Annotated in this window: 20 protein-coding genes and 1 riboswitch; of the genes, 15 read left to right on the top strand and 5 right to left on the bottom strand. The window is 57.8% G+C overall.

The genetic code is table 11. The features are described from left to right. Positions 1-92: 92 nt before the first annotated feature. Positions 93-230: a hypothetical protein gene (locus tag CU102_RS29720; RefSeq protein WP_166648320.1), complete on the top strand. Its 138-nt coding sequence runs from the start codon at positions 93-95 to the stop codon at positions 228-230. 317 nt (positions 231-547) lie between these two features. On the opposite strand, the gene mmsB is transcribed toward CU102_RS29720, so the two are convergent. Together mmsB and CU102_RS06015 are read right to left on the bottom strand one after the other, a co-directional pair. Continuing rightward, positions 548-1438, bottom strand: a complete 891-nt coding sequence (mmsB, locus tag CU102_RS06020; protein WP_106710119.1) for a 3-hydroxyisobutyrate dehydrogenase — start codon at positions 1436-1438, stop codon at positions 548-550. Between the two features lie 29 nt (positions 1439-1467). Further along, positions 1468-2634: an isobutyryl-CoA dehydrogenase gene (locus CU102_RS06015; RefSeq protein ID WP_106710329.1), complete on the bottom strand. Its 1167-nt coding sequence runs from the start codon at positions 2632-2634 to the stop codon at positions 1468-1470. Positions 2635-2741: 107 nt separating this feature from the next. On the opposite strand from CU102_RS06015, the gene CU102_RS06010 reads away from it, so the two are divergent. The 8 genes from CU102_RS06010 to CU102_RS05975 all read left to right on the top strand — a co-directional run bounded on the left by CU102_RS06010 (position 2742) and on the right by CU102_RS05975 (position 12024). Then, positions 2742-4202 carry a cobyric acid synthase gene (locus tag CU102_RS06010; protein ID WP_106710118.1) on the top strand — a complete coding sequence of 487 codons (1461 nt, stop codon included), beginning with the start codon at positions 2742-2744 and terminating at the stop codon, positions 4200-4202. Between the two features lie 56 nt (positions 4203-4258). Further along, a riboswitch (cobalamin riboswitch) is annotated at positions 4259-4493 on the top strand. A gap of 49 nt (positions 4494-4542) precedes the next feature. After that, a complete protein-coding gene (locus CU102_RS06005) occupies positions 4543-4722 on the top strand; it encodes a CbtB domain-containing protein (protein ID WP_106710117.1) in 180 nt (59 codons plus the stop codon). 124 nt (positions 4723-4846) lie between these two features. Next, a complete protein-coding gene (locus CU102_RS06000) occupies positions 4847-5584 on the top strand; it encodes a CbtA family protein (protein ID WP_106710116.1) in 738 nt (245 codons plus the stop codon). After that, the gene (gene cobU / locus CU102_RS05995) at positions 5584-6108 is read left to right on the top strand and encodes a bifunctional adenosylcobinamide kinase/adenosylcobinamide-phosphate guanylyltransferase (protein WP_106710115.1); all 525 of its coding nucleotides are present in this window, start codon (positions 5584-5586) and stop codon (positions 6106-6108) included. The genes CU102_RS06000 and cobU overlap by 1 nt, the downstream gene beginning before the upstream one ends. Before the next feature lie 4 nt (positions 6109-6112). Continuing rightward, positions 6113-7183, top strand: a complete 1071-nt coding sequence (gene cobW / locus CU102_RS05990; RefSeq protein ID WP_106710114.1) for a cobalamin biosynthesis protein CobW — start codon at positions 6113-6115, stop codon at positions 7181-7183. Positions 7184-7198: 15 nt separating this feature from the next. Beyond that, positions 7199-10930 carry a cobaltochelatase subunit CobN gene (gene cobN, locus CU102_RS05985; RefSeq protein WP_106710113.1) on the top strand — a complete coding sequence of 1244 codons (3732 nt, stop codon included), beginning with the start codon at positions 7199-7201 and terminating at the stop codon, positions 10928-10930. A 27-nt stretch (positions 10931-10957) separates the two neighbouring features. Next, positions 10958-11596 carry a cob(I)yrinic acid a,c-diamide adenosyltransferase gene (gene cobO, locus CU102_RS05980; protein ID WP_106710112.1) on the top strand — a complete coding sequence of 213 codons (639 nt, stop codon included), beginning with the start codon at positions 10958-10960 and terminating at the stop codon, positions 11594-11596. Then, positions 11596-12024, top strand: a complete 429-nt coding sequence (locus CU102_RS05975; protein WP_106710111.1) for an EamA family transporter — start codon at positions 11596-11598, stop codon at positions 12022-12024. Before cobO ends, CU102_RS05975 begins: the two co-directional genes overlap by 1 nt. Before the next feature lie 6 nt (positions 12025-12030). Here CU102_RS05975 and CU102_RS05970 read toward each other — a convergent pair whose 3' ends face one another. After that, positions 12031-12825, bottom strand: a complete 795-nt coding sequence (locus tag CU102_RS05970; RefSeq protein WP_106710110.1) for a TSUP family transporter — start codon at positions 12823-12825, stop codon at positions 12031-12033. A 172-nt stretch (positions 12826-12997) separates the two neighbouring features. Here CU102_RS05970 and CU102_RS05965 point away from each other — a divergent pair, with 172 nt between their 5' ends. From CU102_RS05965 to cobM, 3 genes are read left to right on the top strand one after another with little or no spacing between them, the layout of a single operon-like run. Beyond that, positions 12998-13426 (top strand): tellurite resistance TerB family protein, encoded by a 429-nt coding sequence (locus tag CU102_RS05965; RefSeq protein ID WP_106710109.1) that lies wholly within the window; start codon positions 12998-13000, stop codon positions 13424-13426. Continuing rightward, positions 13423-13815 (top strand): cobalamin biosynthesis protein, encoded by a 393-nt coding sequence (locus CU102_RS05960; RefSeq protein WP_245425226.1) that lies wholly within the window; start codon positions 13423-13425, stop codon positions 13813-13815. The genes CU102_RS05965 and CU102_RS05960 overlap by 4 nt, the downstream gene beginning before the upstream one ends. A gap of 11 nt (positions 13816-13826) precedes the next feature. Then, positions 13827-14588: a precorrin-4 C(11)-methyltransferase gene (gene cobM, locus CU102_RS05955; RefSeq protein ID WP_106710108.1), complete on the top strand. Its 762-nt coding sequence runs from the start codon at positions 13827-13829 to the stop codon at positions 14586-14588. Here the strand turns inward: cobM and CU102_RS05950 are convergent. Beyond that, entirely contained in the window at positions 14574-15332 is a 759-nt protein-coding gene (locus CU102_RS05950) for a cobalt-precorrin-6A reductase (protein WP_106710107.1), read from the bottom strand. The two genes, cobM and CU102_RS05950, sit on opposite strands and share 15 nt — an antisense overlap. Then, positions 15319-16434 carry a cobalt-precorrin-5B (C(1))-methyltransferase gene (locus CU102_RS05945; protein WP_106710327.1) on the bottom strand — a complete coding sequence of 372 codons (1116 nt, stop codon included), beginning with the start codon at positions 16432-16434 and terminating at the stop codon, positions 15319-15321. The genes CU102_RS05950 and CU102_RS05945 overlap by 14 nt, the downstream gene beginning before the upstream one ends. Before the next feature lie 118 nt (positions 16435-16552). Here CU102_RS05945 and cobA point away from each other — a divergent pair, with 118 nt between their 5' ends. The 3 genes from cobA to cobD are packed head-to-tail and all read left to right on the top strand — an operon-like array spanning position 16553 to position 19688. Beyond that, positions 16553-17383, top strand: a complete 831-nt coding sequence (gene cobA, locus CU102_RS05940) for a uroporphyrinogen-III C-methyltransferase (protein WP_106710106.1) — start codon at positions 16553-16555, stop codon at positions 17381-17383. Next, complete coding sequence (locus CU102_RS05935) at positions 17380-18678, top strand: cobyrinic acid a,c-diamide synthase CobB (RefSeq protein WP_106710105.1); 1299 nt, start codon at positions 17380-17382, stop codon at positions 18676-18678. The genes cobA and CU102_RS05935 overlap by 4 nt, the downstream gene beginning before the upstream one ends. Beyond that, positions 18678-19688 carry a threonine-phosphate decarboxylase CobD gene (gene cobD / locus CU102_RS05930; protein ID WP_106710326.1) on the top strand — a complete coding sequence of 337 codons (1011 nt, stop codon included), beginning with the start codon at positions 18678-18680 and terminating at the stop codon, positions 19686-19688. The genes CU102_RS05935 and cobD overlap by 1 nt, the downstream gene beginning before the upstream one ends. Positions 19689-19700 lie beyond the last annotated feature (12 nt).

The raw sequence follows: 19700 nt of genomic DNA, 5'->3' as shown, positions 1-19700 counted from the left end.
AATGCGACACGCCATGGCGAAATTTCCTGATCAAACTTTAGGCAGAAAGCGCATTTGAGCAGCAACAACGTTTTTCTCTTCGAGGTGCAGAAATGCTCTATATATTCAACCGCAATAACCGCGTGCACATTTCGTGGAATGCCACCGAAAAGCGCAATGCACCTTCCAGCAACGTAAAGAGCGGCATTGGTTCCGCGCTTTCGTTCATCTGGACACGCTCGGCCGGCTAATAGCCGCCAGCGAAGACTGCCAGTTTTGAAGCCGCTGCCTGCAAAAGGCGGCGGTTTTTCCTCATCTGCTCGATTGGTAAAATCAGAAAACCGCCCTGTCCCTGGGGAGCAGCGCGGTTTTTTGCCAAATACGCATGGCTTCCTGCCGGACGGTACGCTGGCAGAAGGAACAACTCCGGTACGCAGTACCTGATCCGGAGCGGGAAGCAGAGTCATCTGCTAACCCGTAAAGTTTTAACCGGACATCGTTACCGCGAAGTTATCGAGAGCTTAAGCAAATCTAAATTCGGCAATTTTCTCGACGTTTCTTCAAGAATTCAGTCTTGCCGTTTTGCATCTCGCAAATAGTTGATGATCCCGGAAAAATCCGAGGCTTCATGGCCTTCCGCGCCGAACCGCTCATAGATTTCCTTGGCATGGGCGCCGAGCGGGGTCGCTGCACCAACGCTTTCTGCAGCTTCCTGTGACAACTTCAGGTCCTTCAACATGAGTGCCGCCGCGAAACCTGGCTTGTAGTCATTGTTGGCGGGCGAGGTCGGGACCGGTCCAGGGACCGGACAATACGTGGTCAGCGACCAGCATTGACCCGACGAGGTCGAGGCAACGTCGAACAGGGACTGGTGCGACAGGCCTAGCTTCTCTGCCAGCGTGAAAGCTTCGCTGACACCAATCATAGAAATACCGAGGATCATGTTGTTGCAGATTTTGGCAGCCTGACCGTTGCCAGCCTCGCCGCAATGCACGATGCGGCCAGCCATTGGCTTGAGGATTGGTTCGGCTGTGGCAAATGCATCGGCACTGCCTCCGACCATGAACGTCAGCGTGCCCGCCGCTGCACCGCCGATACCGCCCGATACCGGCGCGTCGACCGATTTGAGCCCATTCGCCTGGGCGATTTCGTGGGCCTTGCGCGCAGAGTCGACGTCGATCGTCGAGGAGTCGATGAAAAGCGTACCGCTTTTTGCACTCTTGGCCACAGACTCATAGACGGAGAGCACGTGCTTTCCCGCCGGTAACATCGTGATTACGACATCGGCGCCCGCAACGGCCGCCTCGGCATTGGCCATGATCGTCACACCATTGCCCTGCGCCACATTCAGGTTCTCGGGCAAGAGGTCAAAACCGTGGACCGTGTGGCCTGCCTTGACCAGATTGGCGGCCATTGGATTGCCCATATGTCCAAGACCGATAAAAGCGACTGTTGTCATCGCAGCGTTCTCCCTGATGCAATATTGATTCAGCGGGCCGTCATGTGGCGCGCGATGATAACCCGCATAATCTCGTTTGTGCCTTCCAGAATCTGGTGAACACGCAGGTCGCGTACGATTTTCTCGACGCCGTAATCGTGAAGATAGCCATAGCCGCCGTGGATCTGTAGAGCGTCGTTGGCGACGTCAAATCCGACATCGGTGACGAAGCGCTTGGCCATCGCCGACCATTTCGAGGCGTCATGCGCTTTGTGGTCGAGCTTTGCGGCCGCAGTGTAGAGCAGCATGCGGGCCGCACTCAGTTCCGTCTCCATGTCGGCCAGCTTGAACTGCAACGCCTGAAATTGGTTGATCGTCTTGCCGAACGCCTTGCGTTCGGAAGCATAGGCAACCGCCTTGTCGAGCGCCGACTGCGCCCCGCCGAGCGAGCAGGCAGCTATGTTGAGGCGTCCGCCATCAAGCCCGCCCATGGCAATGCGAAAGCCATCACCCTCCTCGCCAAGCCGGTTTTCAACAGGAACCCGGCAGTTCTCAAAAATGACTTGCCTTGTGGACTGGGCGTTCCAGCCCATCTTGTGCTCATTGGCACCGAATGCCAGTCCGGGCGCATCCTTGGGAATGACGAGCGCGGATATTCCCTTGGGGCCATCTTCGCCTGTGCGAACCATCGTGACGTAGATATCAGAATCGCCTGCACCAGAAATGAACTGCTTGGCGCCGTTCAGCACATAATGATCGCCCTCGCGGATTGCACGGGTCTTCAGCGCCGCAGCATCCGAACCGGAATTGGGCTCGGTCAGGCAGTAGCTCGCCAACAACTCCATGGACGTCAGTTGCGGCACGAAGCGCTGGCGCTGCTCCTCATTACCGAAGAGATCAATCATCCATGTGCCCATATTGTGGATCGATATGAAAGCCGAGAACGCTGGACAGGCGGCTGACAGCGCCTCGAATATCAGCACCGCGTCCAGCCGCTTGAGTCCTGAGCCGCCCACGTCTTCGCGCACATAGATGCCGCCCATGCCGAGCGGGCCGGTTTCACGGATCACATCTGCCGGAAAATGCTTGTCGCGATCCCAGGCGAGCGCATGGGGCGCCACGCGATCAGCGGCAAACGCCCTGGCCATGTCCTGGATCACCAGTTGATCCTCGTTGAGCTCGAACTGACCGGCAGCCGAATCGACCAGCGTGTCCATGGTAACCTCCCTGTATTCTTGTTCTTTGCACTCTATCCCAAGCATCAAGTGGTGCAACGATTTGCATGGGACTAGGAAGAGAAAGACATATCCGCTACTCAAAGCCCATGACGCACGCAATCATGTTGCAGGGAACTGGCTCTGATGTTGGGAAATCGGTCCTGGTGGCCGGACTTTGCCGGCTCGCGCGTAATCGCGGGCTGAAAGTTCGTCCGTTCAAGCCGCAGAACATGTCGAACAACGCTGCGGTCAGCGATGATGGCGGCGAGATCGGCCGGGCACAATGGTTGCAGGCACTCGCATGCGGCGTACCCTCGTCGGTTCATATGAATCCCGTGCTCCTGAAACCGCAATCGGAGACCGGCAGCCAGATCATTGTCCAAGGCAAGGTCTGGGGACAGGCCAAGGGCCGGGACTACCAGAAATTCAAGGCACAGCTCCTCGATGCTGTCATGGCGTCGTGGGACATCGTATGCGAGGGGGCTGACCTCGTAATAGTCGAGGGAGCTGGTTCGCCTGCAGAGATCAACTTGCGGGCAGGCGACATCGCCAATATGGGCTTTGCCACGCGCGCGCATGTGCCGGTTGTCCTTGTCGGAGACATTGACCGGGGAGGTGTGATTGCATCCATCGTCGGAACGCACGCAATCCTGCAGCCAGAAGATCGTGGCATGATCATGGGCTATATCATCAACAAGTTTCGTGGCGACGTCTCGCTATTTGACGATGGCCTGCGAGCAATAACACAATTTACCAACTGGCCATCTTTTGGAGTGGTCCCTTGGTTGAAGGACGCATCCCGGCTCCCGGCGGAAGATTCTGTTGTCCTGGAACGTCTGGTCAAGGGTGAGGGGCGCGCATTGAAAATCGCTGTTCCTGTCCTCGACCGCATTGCTAATTTCGACGATCTCGATCCGCTCATGGCAGAACCACAAGTGGATGTGGTCATGGTGCGAAGCGGTGAGAGGTTGCCCGCTGATGCAGGGCTCGTGATTATTCCCGGCTCCAAATCGACAATCTCCGATCTGCTGCACTTCCGAGAAAACGGCTGGGACCGCGATCTTGAAATGCACCGGCGACGCGGGGGGCATATCGTAGGCATTTGCGGCGGTTATCAGATGCTCGGCCGGACGGTGCGTGATCCGGACGCGATTGAAGGCAGCGTCACCGAGGTCGAGGGGCTCGGTCATCTTGATATCGACACGATCATGGAGCCGGAAAAGACCGTCCGCAATGTCGAAGCGCATTCGCTGCAATTCGATTTGCCGTTGAGGGGTTACGAAATTCATCTTGGGCGAACGACGGGGCCCGATTGCTTGCGGCCGGCTGCGCGTATCAACGGCGTACCGGATGGAGCGACGTCCGAAGACAGAAAGGTTTTCGGTACCTATCTGCATGGGTTGTTCGGCGCGGATGCCTTCAGGGCGGCATTGTTACGATCCATGGGAATCGCCGCTGACGCGTTCAACTATAATGCTGGAGTTGAAGCGGCTCTTGATTCCATAGCCGGCCAACTGTCTGATGTACTCGATACCGACGGGCTATTCGCACTCAAAGTACAACGATGACGCGGCAACAGTGCTTGATGTCGCAGTTTCGTTTGACATTCCTGGCGCTTGATGAATAACGTCAAATTATGATTGGTTCCCGAACCGGCCAAAGGCCAAGGGATCAAAAGGGAATGCGACGGCCGTACCCATCAGGGCGGCTTAACCGCAGCCGACCCCGCGACTGTAGAGCGGCGAGGGTCAATGTCAGCGCCTGAAGCGAAAGCGGATGGCAGCCACTGGGAAACCGGGAAGGCGGCATTGATCTTGCGACCCGTGAGCCAGGAGACCTGCCAGTCATAGGGTAATAGTGCCCAAAACCGAAGGGGATAGTCCCTTCTGGCCCTGCACGGAGGTTGTTATGGCTGCTGCTCGTACTTCGACTACGATTTCTCTCCCGCTCGCATCGCGTCTGACGACGGCGGTGTTCTCGCTAATGCTCGGCGTGTTCATCATTTACGGTGTCGGACTTTCGCATTCCGAAACGCTGCATGACACAGCGCATGACACCCGCCATTCATACGGATTCCCTTGCCACTAAGTCTGAATTGGCTGAACAATCTGATCCAGCCGTCAGCGCTTAAGCATTGAAAAATTACGATTTGTTTGCCCGGGACGTTTTTTGCGTACCCGGCGGTTTGCATTAGGGATTGGGAGCAGATCTCATGTTGGTCAAGTATCTCCTGGCTACAATTGTAGCCGGACTGTTTGCTGGTATTCTGTTGACGCCAGCCATGTATGTGCGGAACGTCCCGCTTATTCTCCATGCCGAAGAGTATGAGAATGCTGGCGGGCACGAACATAGCCACGACACTGCTGCGGCGACAGACGCTGCGACAGCTGAAAGCGCACCTCAAGCGGTTGCGCCGCATGTTCACGAGGATGAGGCAGGACCAGAGCTGCCATTTGGACGGTTAGGCAACACACTGCTGATCAACCTCGTAGCTGGTGCCGGCTTTGCACTCGTTACCGGGGCAGCCGCGCTGTTCCTTGGTCGCAGAATTACTTTGCAAAATGGCATCTACTGGGGGCTTGCCGGGTTCTTCATATTCAACTTCGCTCCAGCATTCAGTCTTGCACCAGAACTGCCGGCCATGCCTGCGGCTGACCTGGCCGCACGGCAAGCCTGGTGGCTCATAACGGTCCTGCTTACGGCGGGCGGAGTCTACCTCATTGTGCTTCGCCAAGAGATCTGGACGAAGGTTATGGGCGTTGTGCTGATCGTTGCACCGCATGTTTACGGTGCCCCGGAAGTTGAAGATCTCACGTCACCAGTCCCCCCGACACTGGCTTCAGAGTTTGCCGTGTCGACGCTAGCTACCAATCTGTTCTTCTGGGTAGTGCTTGGAACGGCGCTTGGCTGGGCAATTCAACACTATGCTGCATCGGAGCTCGAGGGCTGATGTCGTCGCTGGAGCGCGGAGTTACCTTTATTCTGGGCGGTGCGCGCTCCGGCAAATCCTCCTTTGCCGAAGGCTTGATCGAGGCATCGAGTATGGATGCTGTCTTTCTTGCAACTGGCAGAGCGTGGGATAACGAAATGTCGGAGAGGATCGAACTACACAAGGCGCGGCGTGGTCCGAATTGGACAACTATCGAGGAACCGCTCGATCTAGTGGGTGCTCTGGAAAAAGTATGCACCGCCAACAGTGCGATCCTCGTCGACTGCCTGACGCTATGGCTCACCAATCTGATGATGGGTGAGCGAGACATAGAGGAGGAGACTGCGACGTTTGTTACTGCGATATCGCACCTCAAGGGCGCCGTGGTGCTCGTATCAAATGAGGTCGGTCTTGGAATCGTTCCGGAAAACCGCATGGCACGTGCGTTTCGCGATCACGCGGGCCGCCTCCATCAAGCCGTGGCGCAAGCTGCGACAACAGTCTATTTCGTGGCGGCAGGATTGCCGCTCAAAATGAAGGGATAAAAACATGCAGGGTCAAAAGCCGCATGATGGAAAGAAGATTCCGGCGACTGTGATCACCGGCTTTCTGGGTTCGGGCAAGACGACAATGATCCGAAACCTTCTCGAGAATGCCAACGGCAAGCGTATTGCCTTGATCATCAACGAGTTTGGTGACCTTGGCGTTGACGGCGGCCTGCTCAAAGGCTGCGGTATCGAAGCCTGCCGCGACGAAGACGTAATCGAGCTCAACAATGGCTGCATATGCTGCACCGTCGCGGATGATTTCATTCCGACCATGACGAAGCTTCTCGACCGGCCTGATCGCCCCGACCATATCGTGATCGAGACATCGGGTCTGGCCTTGCCGCAGCCACTCGTGGCGGCCTTCAACTGGCCCGAAATCAAGACACAGGTCACCGTCGACGGCGTTGTGACAGTCATCGATGCAGCCGCTGTTTCGGAAGGCCGGTTTGCCGACGATCATGACAAGGTCGACGCACAGCGCGTGCAGGACGAGTCCCTGGATCATGACAGCCCGCTCGAAGAACTTTTCGAAGACCAGATTCGCGCGGCCGATCTGATCGTTCTGAACAAAACCGACCTGATCAACGGCGATCAGCTCGACGGTGTGAAGGGCGATGTGCAAAGTCGGTCATCGCGCGCGCTCAACATGGTTCCAGCGAGCTTCGGCAAACTCAGCAACCAGCTGCTGCTCGGGCTTGGCGTTGGCACCGAAGAGGATATCGCCAACCGCAAATCGCACCATGAGATGGAGCACGAAGCGGGCGAAGAACACGATCATGACGAGTTCGAGAGCTTCGTGGTCGGTCTTGGCCCGGTGGCCGAGCCAAAGTCCTTCGTGGAGAAGCTCAAGGGCGTGATTGCCGATCACGACGTGCTGCGGCTGAAGGGTTTCGTCGACGTTCCCGGCAAGCCGATGCGTCTTGTTGTCCAGGCGGTAGGGTCGCGGATCGAGCATTATTTCGATCGCAGCTGGCACCCGGATGAGGAGCGCCAGACGCGCTTGGTGGTGATCGGTCTCCATGACATCGATACGGCAGCGATTGAGACCGCGATGAATGCCGCCGCGGCGTAACAGCAGGCCAATTGAATGCATCTCCTTCTCGCTCAGAAAGGCACGATAGCCGAAGGCACAGAGGCGATTGATCTCGGTCAGACGCCGGGAGATGTGCTGTTTCTCTCGGCCGCTGATACAGAGCTGGCAAGCCTCGCTTCAGCACAGCGGCAGAGGACAGGTGAGGTGTCTCTGCGCCTTGCGAACATGATGGCGCTGACACATCCCATGTCCGTCGATGCCTACGTCGAAAGAACGGCACGACATGCGAAGCTGATTGTCGTACGGGTGATCGGCGGCGAGAGCTACTGGCCCTATGGACTGGAAGCGCTGCACGCTTGCGCGATCAATCACAAGGTCCAATTGGCCGTGCTCCCGGGGGATGACAAGCCAGATCCGGGACTCGACCGGTTTTCCACGATCGCGCGCCAGGATCGCGATGCGCTGTGGCATTACCTGCTTGAAGGTGGCGCGCAGAACGCTCAGCGGTTTCTCGGCTATTGTGCTGCGTTGATCGACGGTGAGGAGAAGCCGCAAGATGCGGCGCCATTGCTGAAGGCCGGACTGTGGTGGCCGGGAAGTGCTGCGCCTTCGCTCAACGAGATGCGCGGCCATTGGCTGGACAATGCACCCGCGATTGCGATTTGCTTTTATCGCGCGCTGGTACAGAGCGGGCAGACGCAGCCAGTGGAGGCACTGATTGAGGCGCTAAAGGCAAAGGGCTTGAACCCGCTGCCGGTGTTTGTCTCGAGCTTGAAGGATCCGGTGTCTGTGGCAACGCTGGAAGCCATCTTCGGTGAAGCGCCGCCTTCCGTCGTGCTCAATGCAACGGGGTTTGCCGTATCAGCGCCGGGCGCGGCACGCAAACCGACCGTGCTCGAGCACGATGGCGCCATCGTGCTGCAGGTGATCTTTTCCGGGTCGAGTGCCGATCAATGGCGCAATTCGGACCAGGGACTTTCGGCGCGCGATCTTGCCATGAATGTGGCGTTGCCGGAGGTGGATGGCCGTGTGCTGTCGCGCGCGGTTTCGTTCAAATCGGCGCGGCAATATGATGAGGCGGTCGAGACAAATATCGTTACGCATGAACCGCAGCCTGACCGGGTCGAATTTGTCGCTGCGCTGGCTGCGAACTGGGCCCGGCTTCGCGGCACGAAACCCGAGACGCGGCGCGTCGCGCTCGTAATGGCCAATTATCCCAACCGGGACGGCCGCCTCGGCAATGGTGTCGGGCTCGATACGCCTGCTGGAACGTGGCATGTGCTGAACACGATGCGCGAACATGGCTATGCAGTCACCAATGTGCCATCAGATGGCGACGCGTTGATCAACCATATGATGGCGGGGCCGACCAATGCGGCAAGCGACGGGCGGGAAGTCCGCGAAACGATTTCTCTGAATCAATACAAGAACTTCTTTCAGTCGCTTCCTAAGCCGATTCAACAGGCCATTACGGAACGATGGGGCGCTCCTGAGGCTGACCCATTTTTCGTAAAGGGCACGCAGACTTTCGCGCTGCCGCTTGCGCGCTTTGGCGAAACACTGGTCGGTATCCAGCCGGCACGCGGCTACAACATTGATCCGAAGGATACGTATCATTCTCCGGATCTCGTGCCACCGCATGGCTATCTCGCCTTCTACGCTTACCTGCGCGTGGTCTATGGCGCCCACGCCATCGTCCATGTCGGCAAGCATGGCAATCTGGAATGGCTGCCGGGCAAGTCGCTTGCCCTGTCGGAGAACTGCTATCCGGAGGCCGTCCTCGGACCGGTCCCGCATATTTATCCGTTCATCGTCAATGATCCGGGCGAGGGCACCCAGGCCAAGCGCCGTTCATCAGCCGTTATCATCGATCACCTGACGCCGCCGCTGACGCGAGCGGAGAGCTACGGTCCGCTGAAGGACCTCGAAGCGTTGGTGGACGAATACTATGAGGCTTCGGGTGTCGATCCCCGCCGACTCGTGCGCCTGAAAGTCCAGATACTCGATCTGGTCCGCGATATCGGTCTCGATCATGATGCTGGTATTCATGACCACGATCCCGACGATCTCGCCCTGCAGAAACTTGACGCTTATCTCTGCGACCTGAAGGAAATGCAAATTCGTGATGGGCTGCATATTTTCGGCCGGTCACCAGAGGGACATTTGTTGACGGATCTTGTTGTCGCGCTGGCCCGCGTGCCGCGCGGCGCTGGTCATGGAGCCGATCAAAGCCTTCAACGTGGGATTGCACTTGATCTCGGTCTTGCGGGATTCGACCCGCTCGACTGCGACATGGCTGCGCCGTGGAATGGTGTGCATCCGGAGATGTTGCAGGATGTCTCTGATTCTCCTTGGCGCATCACTGGCGACACGGTGGAGCGTGTCGAACTGCTGGCAGCAAAGCTCGTTGCGGGCGAGGCCGAATGCCCGTCTGAGTGGGAAAATACGACGTTGGTTCTCGAAGGCATACGGACCAATCTCCATCCTGCAGTAACCGCCTGCGGAGATGCAGAAATGAGCGCGTTGCTTACCGCGCTGGACGGCCGTTTCGTTGCGCCGGGACCGTCCGGCGCGCCAACACGTGGCCGCCCCGACGTGTTGCCGACCGGCCGCAATTTCTTTTCAGTCGACAGTCGCGCCGTACCAACGCCAGCGGCGTGGGAACTCGGGCAGAAATCAGCCGAGCTCCTGATCCGCCGCTATACACAGGATCACGGCGAATGGCCCACTTCATTCGGCCTTACCGCTTGGGGGACATCCAACATGCGCACCGGCGGCGATGATATCGCGCAGGCGCTGGCGCTGATTGGCGTCAAGCCGGTGTGGGACATGGCATCCCGCCGCGTTACCGGTTACGAAATCATTCCGACAGCCCTGCTCGGGCGCCCGCGCGTCGACGTCACGCTACGCATTTCGGGCTTCTTCCGCGATGCATTTCCTGACCAGATTGCTCTGTTCGACACCGCAGTCCGTGCCGCAGGCGCACTGGATGAGGACGAGAGTGACAATCCGATCGCCGCCCGCATGCGCAGTGAGCTGGCGCGGCTCGTTGCAGAAGGCAGCGATGAAAAGCTTGCCAGGCAGCGTGCCGGTTTCCGTGTCTTCGGTTCCAAACCGGGAGCCTACGGTGCCGGATTGCAGGCGTTGATCGACGAAAAGGACTGGGCCAAGCGCGATGATCTTGCCGAAGCCTGGTTGGTCTGGGGCGGCTATGCATATGGCGCTGGCGAGGAGGGTACAGCCGAGCGTGGGCTGCTTGAAGAGCGGCTTCGGACAGTGAATGCGGTTGTGCAGAATCAGGACAATCGTGAGCACGATCTCCTCGATTCTGATGATTATTATCAGTTCGAAGGGGGCATGTCGGCGGCGGTGGAACTGGTGTCCGGCGAGCAGCCGACGATTTACCACAACGACCACTCGCGGCCGGAAAAGCCGGTTATCCGGACCCTTGAGGAAGAGATTGCGCGCACGGTTCGCGGCCGTGTTACCAATCCGAAGTGGATCGCTGGTGTTATGCGTCATGGCTACAAGGGGGCGTTCGAGATGGCAGCAACCGTCGACTATCTTTTCGCGTTCGCCGCAACAACGGGCGCTGTCGGCGATCATCATTTCGAGGGCGTCTATCAGGCATTCCTGGTGGACGAGGAAGTGCGAAGCTTTCTGAAAGACAAGAACCCTCACGCTTTGCGCGATATTGCACAGAAGCTGGAGGAGGCGGTGACGCGCGGATTCTGGACGCCGCGGTCCAATTCCGCTCGCTACGAACTCAGCAGCCTTGCTGCCTGACAATTTTGATTCGGAAGGAGACGCCAAATGGCTGAAAAATCACAAAAGTTACAAAATCTGACCGAAGAGGAAATCAACCAACGCCACGCCGACAAGATGCGCAAGAAGAAGGCGGTGCGCGACAAGATCCTTGCGACGAAGACAGACGAAAAAGGCCTGGTGATCGTCAATACGGGCAAGGGCAAGGGTAAGTCCACTGCCGGCTTTGGCGTCGTGTTCCGCGCTCTCGGGCATGGGATGAAGATAGGCGTCGTGCAATTCGTCAAGGGCTCGTGGGATACGGGTGAGCGTTGGGTTCTGGAGAAATTTCCGGAGCAGGTCACCATCTCGGCCATGGGCGAGGGCTTTACCTGGGAGACGCAGGATCGTTCGCGCGATATCGCTATGGCGCGCAGTGCCTGGGAACAGGCGAAGACGATGATTCTCGACGATGAAACCGAGCTGGTGCTCTGCGACGAATTGAATATCGCCTTGCGTTACGACTATCTGCCGGTCGAAGAAATCATCGAGGTTCTGAAGCAGAAGCCGCACATGAAACATGTGATCATCACGGGGCGGAATGCCAAGGATGAGCTTATCGAATTCGCGGATCTTGTCACCGAGATGGAAATGATCAAACATCCGTTCCGTTCGGGCATCAAGGCCCAGAAGGGCATTGAATTCTGATGACCGAAAGCTGGCAATTCTGGGCTGTCGTTTCCGCCATGTTTGCGGCGCTGACGGCCATATTTGCCAAGGTTGGTATCGAGAACATCAACTCGGATTTTGCCACACTCATTCGAACCTTCGTCATCATCGGGGCGTTGTGCCTATTCCTCACGGTCAGTGGGCAGTGGCAGGGTCTGTCAACGATCTCCGGGAAGACGTGGACGTTCCTCATCCTTTCAGGGCTGGCAACCGGCGCGTCGTGGCTCGCCTACTTCCGAGCACTCAAGATTGGCGATGCGGCGCGTGTCGCACCGATCGACAAGCTTTCCATCGTCATGGTGGCGATCTTCGGGGTTGCCTTTCTCGGCGAAAAGCTTTCCGGACTCAACTGGCTCGGCGTCCTGCTAACAGCTGGCGGGGTGATCCTGTTGAGTATGCGATTCTAGATAAAATCAAGCGCCAAACAGTCCGGCGAGCCACGCACCAAGCGGATTATCCGAGTAAAGCAGTTTCGTTGCCAACGCCAGGCAGACGACGATCAACAGCGGCTTGATGATTTTTGCACCTGATTTCATCGCCAGGCCGGCGCCAACTCGTGCTCCGGCAAACTGTGCCAGGCCCATGAGCAAGCCGATCTTCCAGTTGATAACGCCGAGAAGAGCAAAGGTAGCGAAACCACCGAGATTGGAAGCAAAATTCAGCAGCTTGGTATGAGCCGTCGCCTTGAGCAGTCCATAACCGGCAATTGAAACAAAGCTGAGCATGAAGAATGAACCGGTGCCTGGGCCGAACAAGCCATCATAGAAGCCGATGAGGGGTACAATCGTTAGACCGAACAGGAACGGTGTAATCCGCCGGGCGCGGTCCATGTCATCCATGTTGGGTTTCAGCGCGAAATAGACAGCGATGGCAATCAGCAGAATTGGCAGAAATGCCCGCAGAACGTCTCCTGGCAGAAAGCCCGCTAGCAAAGCGCCGCCGGCACCGCCCAGTGCCGACATCAATGCCGATGGCAATTGCGCTTTGAGATGTACGTGACCCTTCTGGGCGTAGGCCATGGTTGCCGAGGCCGAGCCGAACAATGACTGCAACTTGTTGGTGCCGAGTGACTCAACAGGCGAAAAACCAGCCAAAAGCAGCGCGGGTACGGTCACAAGTCCTCCACCTCCTGCAATGGAGTCTATGAAGCCTGCAACAAAGGCAGCAAAAATCAGAAGCGGGGGGATATTTTCGAAGATAGCGGACATAGGAGGGAAACTCGGTGAGACGCGGCGGACCATAGCCAAATTTTCGGGTTTGGCGAGCGGTTTCGGACGCCCGACAATCGCCAGATACGAATCACGACCTAGTGTGTTGTTTCGGCACTTGAATTCGATACGCTGCGCTGCAAACTGCTCTTGAACGACAGTTGGGGGTACAATGAGCGAAAGCATTTTTGATCGGATCGCTGCTTATCTTGGCACAAAAAGCGCAGTGCAAAAAGTCGCCGACGATCCGGTACTGACAGCTGAGCTCTTGCTTCTGCTGCACGTCGCATTGGCAGATGGAAAAACGGACGAGACAGAATACGCAGCAATATTGGGGATAGCTGCCAGCGATTTCGGCATTCCGGCAGACGAGTTTGCCGAAGTCGCCGAATATCTCAAGGATTTCGGCTACGAGACGACGAGCAAGCAGGCTGCCCTGGCCTTCGGGAATGTGCCGTTTGATCGCAAGGTTCAGTTGCTGCGTCATCTTCTCGTGATTGCCAATGCCGACAATGACCTTAATCCCAAAGAAGCTAATCTGATCCGGATGACAGCGAAGCTCTTGGGCGTGACACCCGAAGAACTGCACAAAAAGCATTGAGGACCGAACCGATTTATGCGCTTGGCCTTGGTTGCGAGCGCGGATGCGATCCGCAAGAAATGTTTGCGCTGACACGAGATGTCTTGAGCGCGGCCGGAATTGCCGGAATGGACCTGGCCGGTGTCTATTCGATCGATCAACGCCAGAATGAACCAGCAATCATCCAGGTTGCAACGAAATTTGGCCTGCGATTCGAGTGTTTCAGTGCGGAAGATCTGGAGGAGCAGACGCCGCATTTGCTTAATCCGTCGGAGCGGGTTTTTGAATTGGTGGGTTGTCACGGTGTGGCAGAATCGGCGGCTCTTGCGGCTTTAAGACCAGATGGCGTACTGGTAGTCGGAAAAACCAAATCCGCTCACGCGACTGCGGCATTGGCCGTGAAAAGATAACAGGCACAGACATGACAGTTCATTTTATCGGCGCAGGTCCCGGCGCGCCTGACCTTATCACCGTACGCGGGTTGAAGCTGATCCAATCCTGTCCAGTTTGTCTCTATGCCGGGTCGCTTGTTCCTCCGGAGATGGTGGCCGAAGTGCCGGCGGGTGCAAGGGTGATCGACACCTCCTCACTCACACTCGATGAGATCGTTGCCGAGTTTGAACGCGCGCATACGGAAGGCAAGGATGTGGCGCGAGTCCACTCCGGCGATCCGTCGATTTATGGAGCTGTCGCAGAGCAGATACGGCGCCTTGATGCCTTGGGCATCGATTACGACGTAACGCCTGGCGTCCCGGCATTCGCTGCTGCTGCCGCTGCACTGAAGAAGGAGTTGACGGTTCCAGAGGTTTGCCAGACGATCATTCTGACGCGCACCTCCATGAAGTCATCTTCCATGCCCGAAGGGGAGGATCTGGCGACTCTGGGAAAATCAGGCGCGACGCTGGTCATTCACTTGTCGATCCGCAATCTGGCACGCATCGAAGCCGAGCTCATTCCGCTCTACGGAGCTGATTGCCCTGTCATTGTTGCCTACCGTGTAGGTTGGCCGGATGAGCAGTTCGTCCACGGCACGCTGGCTGATATTGGGGGCAAAGTGCGATCATCGGGGCTGAGCCGATCCGCGATGATATTCGTGGGTCGGGGCCTATCGGTAGATGCGTTCCGAGATTCAGCGCTGTATCACAAGGATCACAGCCACTCACTGCGCTCACGCTCGGAATGAGCCCAACGTGTTATCGATGAACTGACCAACACTCTCGATATCCGGCAAGGTATGTGCGACGGGACGGTGAGGCCGGTCGATGATGATGACCGGCAGGCCAAGTTCGCGTGCAGCTTTGATCTTGGTGTAGGACGCAGAACCTCCCGAATTGCGGCAGACGATATGCGTGAGGCGCCTCTTCGCCAGAAAAGCGGCCTCATCCTCGACTTTGCCCGGCTTCGACAATTCCAGCTCGAAATCGACGAGGTCGAGCGGTTGCTCCGGCGGATCGATCATGCGGACAACGAAATGCACGTCGCCGCGTCGAGAAAAGGGCGCGATGTGCTGCCGTCCAAGCGCAAGCAGCACCCGCGCTCTGGCGGGGATGGCCGAGACAGCTTCCTCGATGGAGGTTACGCTTGTCCAGTTGTCGCCGGGCCGGGCGTGCCATGCCGGGCGCTCCAGACGCACGAAGGGAATCTTGGTGGAAGCAGCTGCGATGAGGGCGTTGTCTGATATTTGTGTTGCGAACGGATGAGTGGCGTCGATCAGAAGCGACACATTTTCGCGCGCAATGTATCCGGTAAGGCCCCTTGCGCCACCGAACCCGCCGATGCGAACCTCGCCGTCGAGGATTGCCGGTTCGCGGGTGCGTCCGGCCAGCGATGAAATGACGCGATGGCCCTGTGATACCAGCCGGGCGGCGAGTTTAGCTGCCTCCGCTGTACCGCCGAGAATGAGAATGGGGCGTTCAGACACGGGCAAGCACGGTTCCCTTGCGATCGGTCACAATCACGTCGATTTCGACCGGTGCTCCCCTGAGCGTGGCGAGTGCCGTTTCTCTGGCCCCCTTTGCAATGGGAAGCGCCAGATCGAATCCGAGATTTTGAGTCAATTCAAGCACTTCCTGCGCTGTATTGGCATTCAGAATCCGCTCCCTCATGTCGGGGTTGAACCCAAGCTTTTCTGCCTCGTCGGCAAGAAACGTCATGCTGACCTGACTGCGGCCTGAATGAAGATCGAGTGCACCTTGCGCCAATTTGGTGAGCTTGGCGAAACCGCCTGCGATCGTCAGCCGGTCAATCGGATGGACGCGTAGGTATTTCAAAAGCCCGCCGGCAAAATCACCCATGTCGAGCAGTGCAATCTCAGGCAGGTGATAGATCGCCTGCGCCGCATCTTCGGACGTAGAGCCGGTTGCTGCGAGGACGTGCTTCAGACCTGCCGCGCGCGACACGTCGATGCCGCGATGAATTGAGTGGATCCATGACGCGCAGGAAAAGGGATGAACGATGCCGGTCGTTCCCAAGATCGAAATACCGCCGACAATGCCGAGGCGCCGGTTCCAAGTTTTCCTGGCGATTTCCTCGCCCTCGGGCACGGAGATCGTAATGACCAAATCTGCTGGAAGGTCATATTGCGCGCAGATTTCCTCGCAGATCTTGGTCATCATTGCACGGGGTACAGGATTGATGGCTGCCTCACCGGGGGGGGTGGGCAGACCAGGCAGGGTGACTTTGCCGACGCCTTCCCCAGCAACAAACTGGATGCCGCTTCCGGGCGGAGCGGGGAATACGGTCGAGATTATGGTGGCGCCATGCGTGACATCGGGATCATCACCGGCATCTTTGACAATACCGGCCATGGCATAACCGTCGCCGATCGATTCGATTGCCAACTGGAAGTGCGGAACTTCGCCCTTGGGCAGGATGATTGCGACCGGATCGGGGAACTCGCCGGTGATAAGGCCAATCAGCGCCGCCTTTGTCGCGGCAGTTGCACAGGCACCTGTTGTCCAGCCCCGGCGCAGCGGACTTGTCCTCGTCTCATCGGGTTTCCGCAATCCTGCGTCGGGTTCATCACTCATACGCACCTTATAGCTCAGCTTCGGCGCCCGTTGCATGATTTTTCCGATAAGTTCATGCTTGTGATCAGAAATTTTATGCTATGCGCAAAGCAATCAGGAGTGAGCGGTGGGCGGCGCAATGAAATCAAAACTGCCAAAATTTGAGGCAGGACATGTTTGGCTTGTCGGGGCAGGGCCGGGCGACCCTGGCCTTTTGACACTGCATGCTGTCAATGCGCTCGAACAGGCAGACGTGATCGTCTACGACGCGCTGGTCAATGAGGATTGCCTGTCATTTGCCGGACCGGATGCGGTATTCGAATATGCGGGCAAGCGCGGTGGCAAACCATCACCGCAGCAGCGGGATATCTCACTCCGGCTGGTGGAGCTCGCGCATGCCGGAAAACGTGTCCTGCGCCTGAAGGGTGGTGACCCTTTCGTGTTCGGGCGTGGCGGCGAGGAGGCTTTGACGCTGGTCGAGCACGGGGTTCCGTTTCGAATCGTTCCCGGTATCACCGCTGGAATTGGCGGGCTTGCCTATGCCGGCATCCCCGTTACACACCGCGAGACCAACCAGAGCGTGACCTTTCTCACAGGACATGACGCGACCGGCCTCGTGCCCGACCAGATGGACTGGAACAGTATCGCCAAGGGTTCCTCGGTCATCGTCATGTACATGGCAATGAAGCACATAGGGCTGATTGCTTCGCGGTTGATTGCGGCCGGACGCTCGAAGGATGAACCGATCGCCTTTGTCTGCAATGCGACGACTGGCGAACAGAAAGTGCTCGAAACCACGTTGCAGCAAGCCGAGACGGACGTTCAGCAGTCCGGTCTGCGGCCGCCTGCGATCGTTGTGGTCGGAGAAGTTGTGCGTTTGCGCGCTGCACTCGACTGGCTCGGTGCGATCGAGGGCAGGGTGCTGACGCAAGACCCGCTCGGAACGCGCCGGGAAAAGGACGCGGGATGAAAGGCTTTATTGTCGCCGCGCCGGCTTCGGGCAGCGGCAAGACCACAGTCACGCTGGGACTTTTGCGCGCGCTGCGCAACCTCGGCGTTGAGATTGCGCCGGCAAAAGCCGGTCCCGATTATATCGATCCCGCCTATCATACCGTAGCGAGCGGTGTGCCCTGCATCAATCTCGATCCCTGGGCCATGCGGCCAGACCTAATAAGTGCGCTGGCCTCGCGTCATACGGAGGGCGGCAAGATGCTCGTTGTCGAGGGTATGATGGGCTTGTTCGATGGCGCGCGGAATGGACGTGGCTCTGCGGCGGATCTGGCGACGCATCTATCCCTGCCGGTCATTCTTGTCCTGGATTGCGCCCGCCAATCGCATTCTATTGCCGCCGTCGTCAGCGGCTTTCGTGATTTTCGCCGCAATGTGATGATTGCCGGCCTCATCCTCAACCGGGTAGGCAGCGCACGTCACGAAGCAATGCTGCGATCGGCGCTCGAGCCCGTCGGCATACCCGTGCTGGGCTCATTGCCGCGCGATGAAAGGTTGCGACTGCCGGAACGGCACCTTGGTCTCGTGCAGGCCGGCGAGCATGCCGATCTCGACAACTTCGTAACCTACGCCGGCTCGGTCATAGGTGAACGAATCGATCTGAAACGGATCCAGCAAATCGCTGGCCGCTACGGTTCGAGCGAGTCCATGGCCAATATTTCACGCGTCCCGCCGCTCGGCCAGCGCATTGCGGTCGCCCGCGACAATGCTTTCGCTTTCTCTTATCTGCATCTGCTCGATGGCTGGCGGCGGCGCGGTGCAGAGATCAGCTTCTTTTCGCCGCTTGCCGATGAGGCACCAGCGGAGGGCAGCGACGCCATATATCTTCCTGGAGGCTATCCAGAACTGCACGGTGAGCAGCTTGCCCGAGCCACGCATTTTGCCGAGGGCATAAAGCAGGCTGCCGCCAGAGGCGCTCTCGTTTATGGTGAGTGTGGTGGATATATGGTGCTTGGCGAGAGCATCGAAGACGCTGCGGAAAACACGCATAGAATGCTCGGGCTCTTACCTCTGGAAACCAGCTTCGCGAAACGCAAGCTGCATCTTGGTTATCGCGTAATTGAACCGCTTGAAGCGTCGCCCTTCAATCGGCCACTGACCGCACATGAATTCCATTATGCGAGTATTGTTCGCGAAGGTAACGCCGCGAAACTCTTTCGGGTCAGGGATGCGCTGGGCGAGGATTTGGGCGAGGCCGGTCTGCGGGTCGGATCAGTCTGCGGTTCGTACATGCATGTAATAGATTTGGCAGGATGATGCAGATTGAACATGGAGGCGCGCTCGACCGCGCTATTGACCAATATGGCGGCGAGATTGGCGACTGGATCGACCTCTCGACCGGGATCAATCCGGAAGTGTTTCCTTTGCCGTTTATAGGCCCCGGAATCTGGAATCGCCTGCCGGGTGAGAAAGTGCTGTCTTCGGCGCTGCATGCAGCGAGGGACTACTACGGTGCGGCGCGTGATGCGGGGATCGTTGCCGCGCCAGGAACGCAGGCGCTCATCCAGATATTGCCCAATCTGGTTGCCAAGGGCGAAGTCGCGGTCCTTGGCCCGACCTACCAGGAGCACGAGAGTTCATTCCTGCAGGCGAGTTGGATGGTCTCGAATTGCCGGAGACTTGATGAAATTCCCGGGTCAGCAAAGGTTATGGTGATCGTAAACCCGAACAATCCGGATGGACGCATTGTTGCCAAAGACACGTTGCTTGGTCTGGCGGAGCGGATGGACCGCAGGGGCGGGTTTCTCATCGTCGATGAGGCATTTGCCGATCCGCATCCAGAGACGAGCGTTGCCGCCCAAGCAGGCATCAAGGGACTGATCGTTCTCAAATCCTTCGGCAAGTTCTTCGGCCTCGGGGGCATGCGTCTTGGCTTTGCGTTATCGACGCCCGCCGTCTCGCAGGCACTCGCTTTGCGCCTGGGCGCCTGGGCGGTATCTGGCCCTGCATTGGCCATTGCGACACATGCGTTTTCGAATAGTGAGACATTGTCGGCATATATGGAGCGACTGAAAGCTCGCCGCACGTTGCTTGCGGACGCGCTCTCAGACGCTGGGCTTGTAGAAACTGGTGGAACGATGCTGTTTTCGCTGGTGAAGCACTGCCAAGCGCACATGCTCCACGACGAGCTTTGCAAGCGACACGTTCTCACCCGAAAGTTCAGTTATGAGCCACAATGGTTGCGTTTGGGTCTGCCATTGGATGAAGATGCGGCGCGCCGACTGCGCCAAGATTTTATTATTGCTTTGGATGCAGTATCAAGTTGATACCTTGATACA

Source organism: Phyllobacterium brassicacearum (assembly GCF_003010955.1).
Classification (GTDB): domain Bacteria; phylum Pseudomonadota; class Alphaproteobacteria; order Rhizobiales; family Rhizobiaceae; genus Phyllobacterium; species Phyllobacterium brassicacearum.
Note: the sequence above shows the minus strand (reverse complement) of the source record. Positions and strands in the feature narration are given on the sequence as shown.

Excerpts from the sequence above, each read along its gene's own strand:
- CU102_RS05970 (WP_106710110.1), bottom strand. The coding sequence starts at position 12,825 with ATGTCCGCTATCTTCGAAAATATCCCCCCGCTTCTGATTTTTGCTGCC.
- cobW (WP_106710114.1), top strand. The coding sequence starts at position 6,113 with ATGCAGGGTCAAAAGCCGCATGATGGAAAGAAGATTCCGGCGACTGTG.
- cobD (WP_106710326.1), top strand. The coding sequence starts at position 18,678 with ATGCAGATTGAACATGGAGGCGCGCTCGACCGCGCTATTGACCAATAT.
- CU102_RS05935 (WP_106710105.1), top strand. The coding sequence starts at position 17,380 with ATGAAAGGCTTTATTGTCGCCGCGCCGGCTTCGGGCAGCGGCAAGACC.
- CU102_RS06010 (WP_106710118.1), top strand. The coding sequence starts at position 2,742 with ATGACGCACGCAATCATGTTGCAGGGAACTGGCTCTGATGTTGGGAAA.
- cobM (WP_106710108.1), top strand. The coding sequence starts at position 13,827 with ATGACAGTTCATTTTATCGGCGCAGGTCCCGGCGCGCCTGACCTTATC.
- CU102_RS05975 (WP_106710111.1), top strand. The coding sequence starts at position 11,596 with ATGACCGAAAGCTGGCAATTCTGGGCTGTCGTTTCCGCCATGTTTGCG.
- cobA (WP_106710106.1), top strand. The coding sequence starts at position 16,553 with ATGAAATCAAAACTGCCAAAATTTGAGGCAGGACATGTTTGGCTTGTC.
- cobN (WP_106710113.1), top strand. The coding sequence starts at position 7,199 with ATGCATCTCCTTCTCGCTCAGAAAGGCACGATAGCCGAAGGCACAGAG.
- mmsB (WP_106710119.1), bottom strand. The coding sequence starts at position 1,438 with ATGACAACAGTCGCTTTTATCGGTCTTGGACATATGGGCAATCCAATG.
- CU102_RS06000 (WP_106710116.1), top strand. The coding sequence starts at position 4,847 with ATGTTGGTCAAGTATCTCCTGGCTACAATTGTAGCCGGACTGTTTGCT.
- cobO (WP_106710112.1), top strand. The coding sequence starts at position 10,958 with ATGGCTGAAAAATCACAAAAGTTACAAAATCTGACCGAAGAGGAAATC.
- CU102_RS06015 (WP_106710329.1), bottom strand. The coding sequence starts at position 2,634 with ATGGACACGCTGGTCGATTCGGCTGCCGGTCAGTTCGAGCTCAACGAG.
- CU102_RS06005 (WP_106710117.1), top strand. The coding sequence starts at position 4,543 with ATGGCTGCTGCTCGTACTTCGACTACGATTTCTCTCCCGCTCGCATCG.
- CU102_RS05965 (WP_106710109.1), top strand. The coding sequence starts at position 12,998 with ATGAGCGAAAGCATTTTTGATCGGATCGCTGCTTATCTTGGCACAAAA.
- CU102_RS29720 (WP_166648320.1), top strand. The coding sequence starts at position 93 with ATGCTCTATATATTCAACCGCAATAACCGCGTGCACATTTCGTGGAAT.
- CU102_RS05945 (WP_106710327.1), bottom strand. The coding sequence starts at position 16,434 with ATGAGTGATGAACCCGACGCAGGATTGCGGAAACCCGATGAGACGAGG.
- cobU (WP_106710115.1), top strand. The coding sequence starts at position 5,584 with ATGTCGTCGCTGGAGCGCGGAGTTACCTTTATTCTGGGCGGTGCGCGC.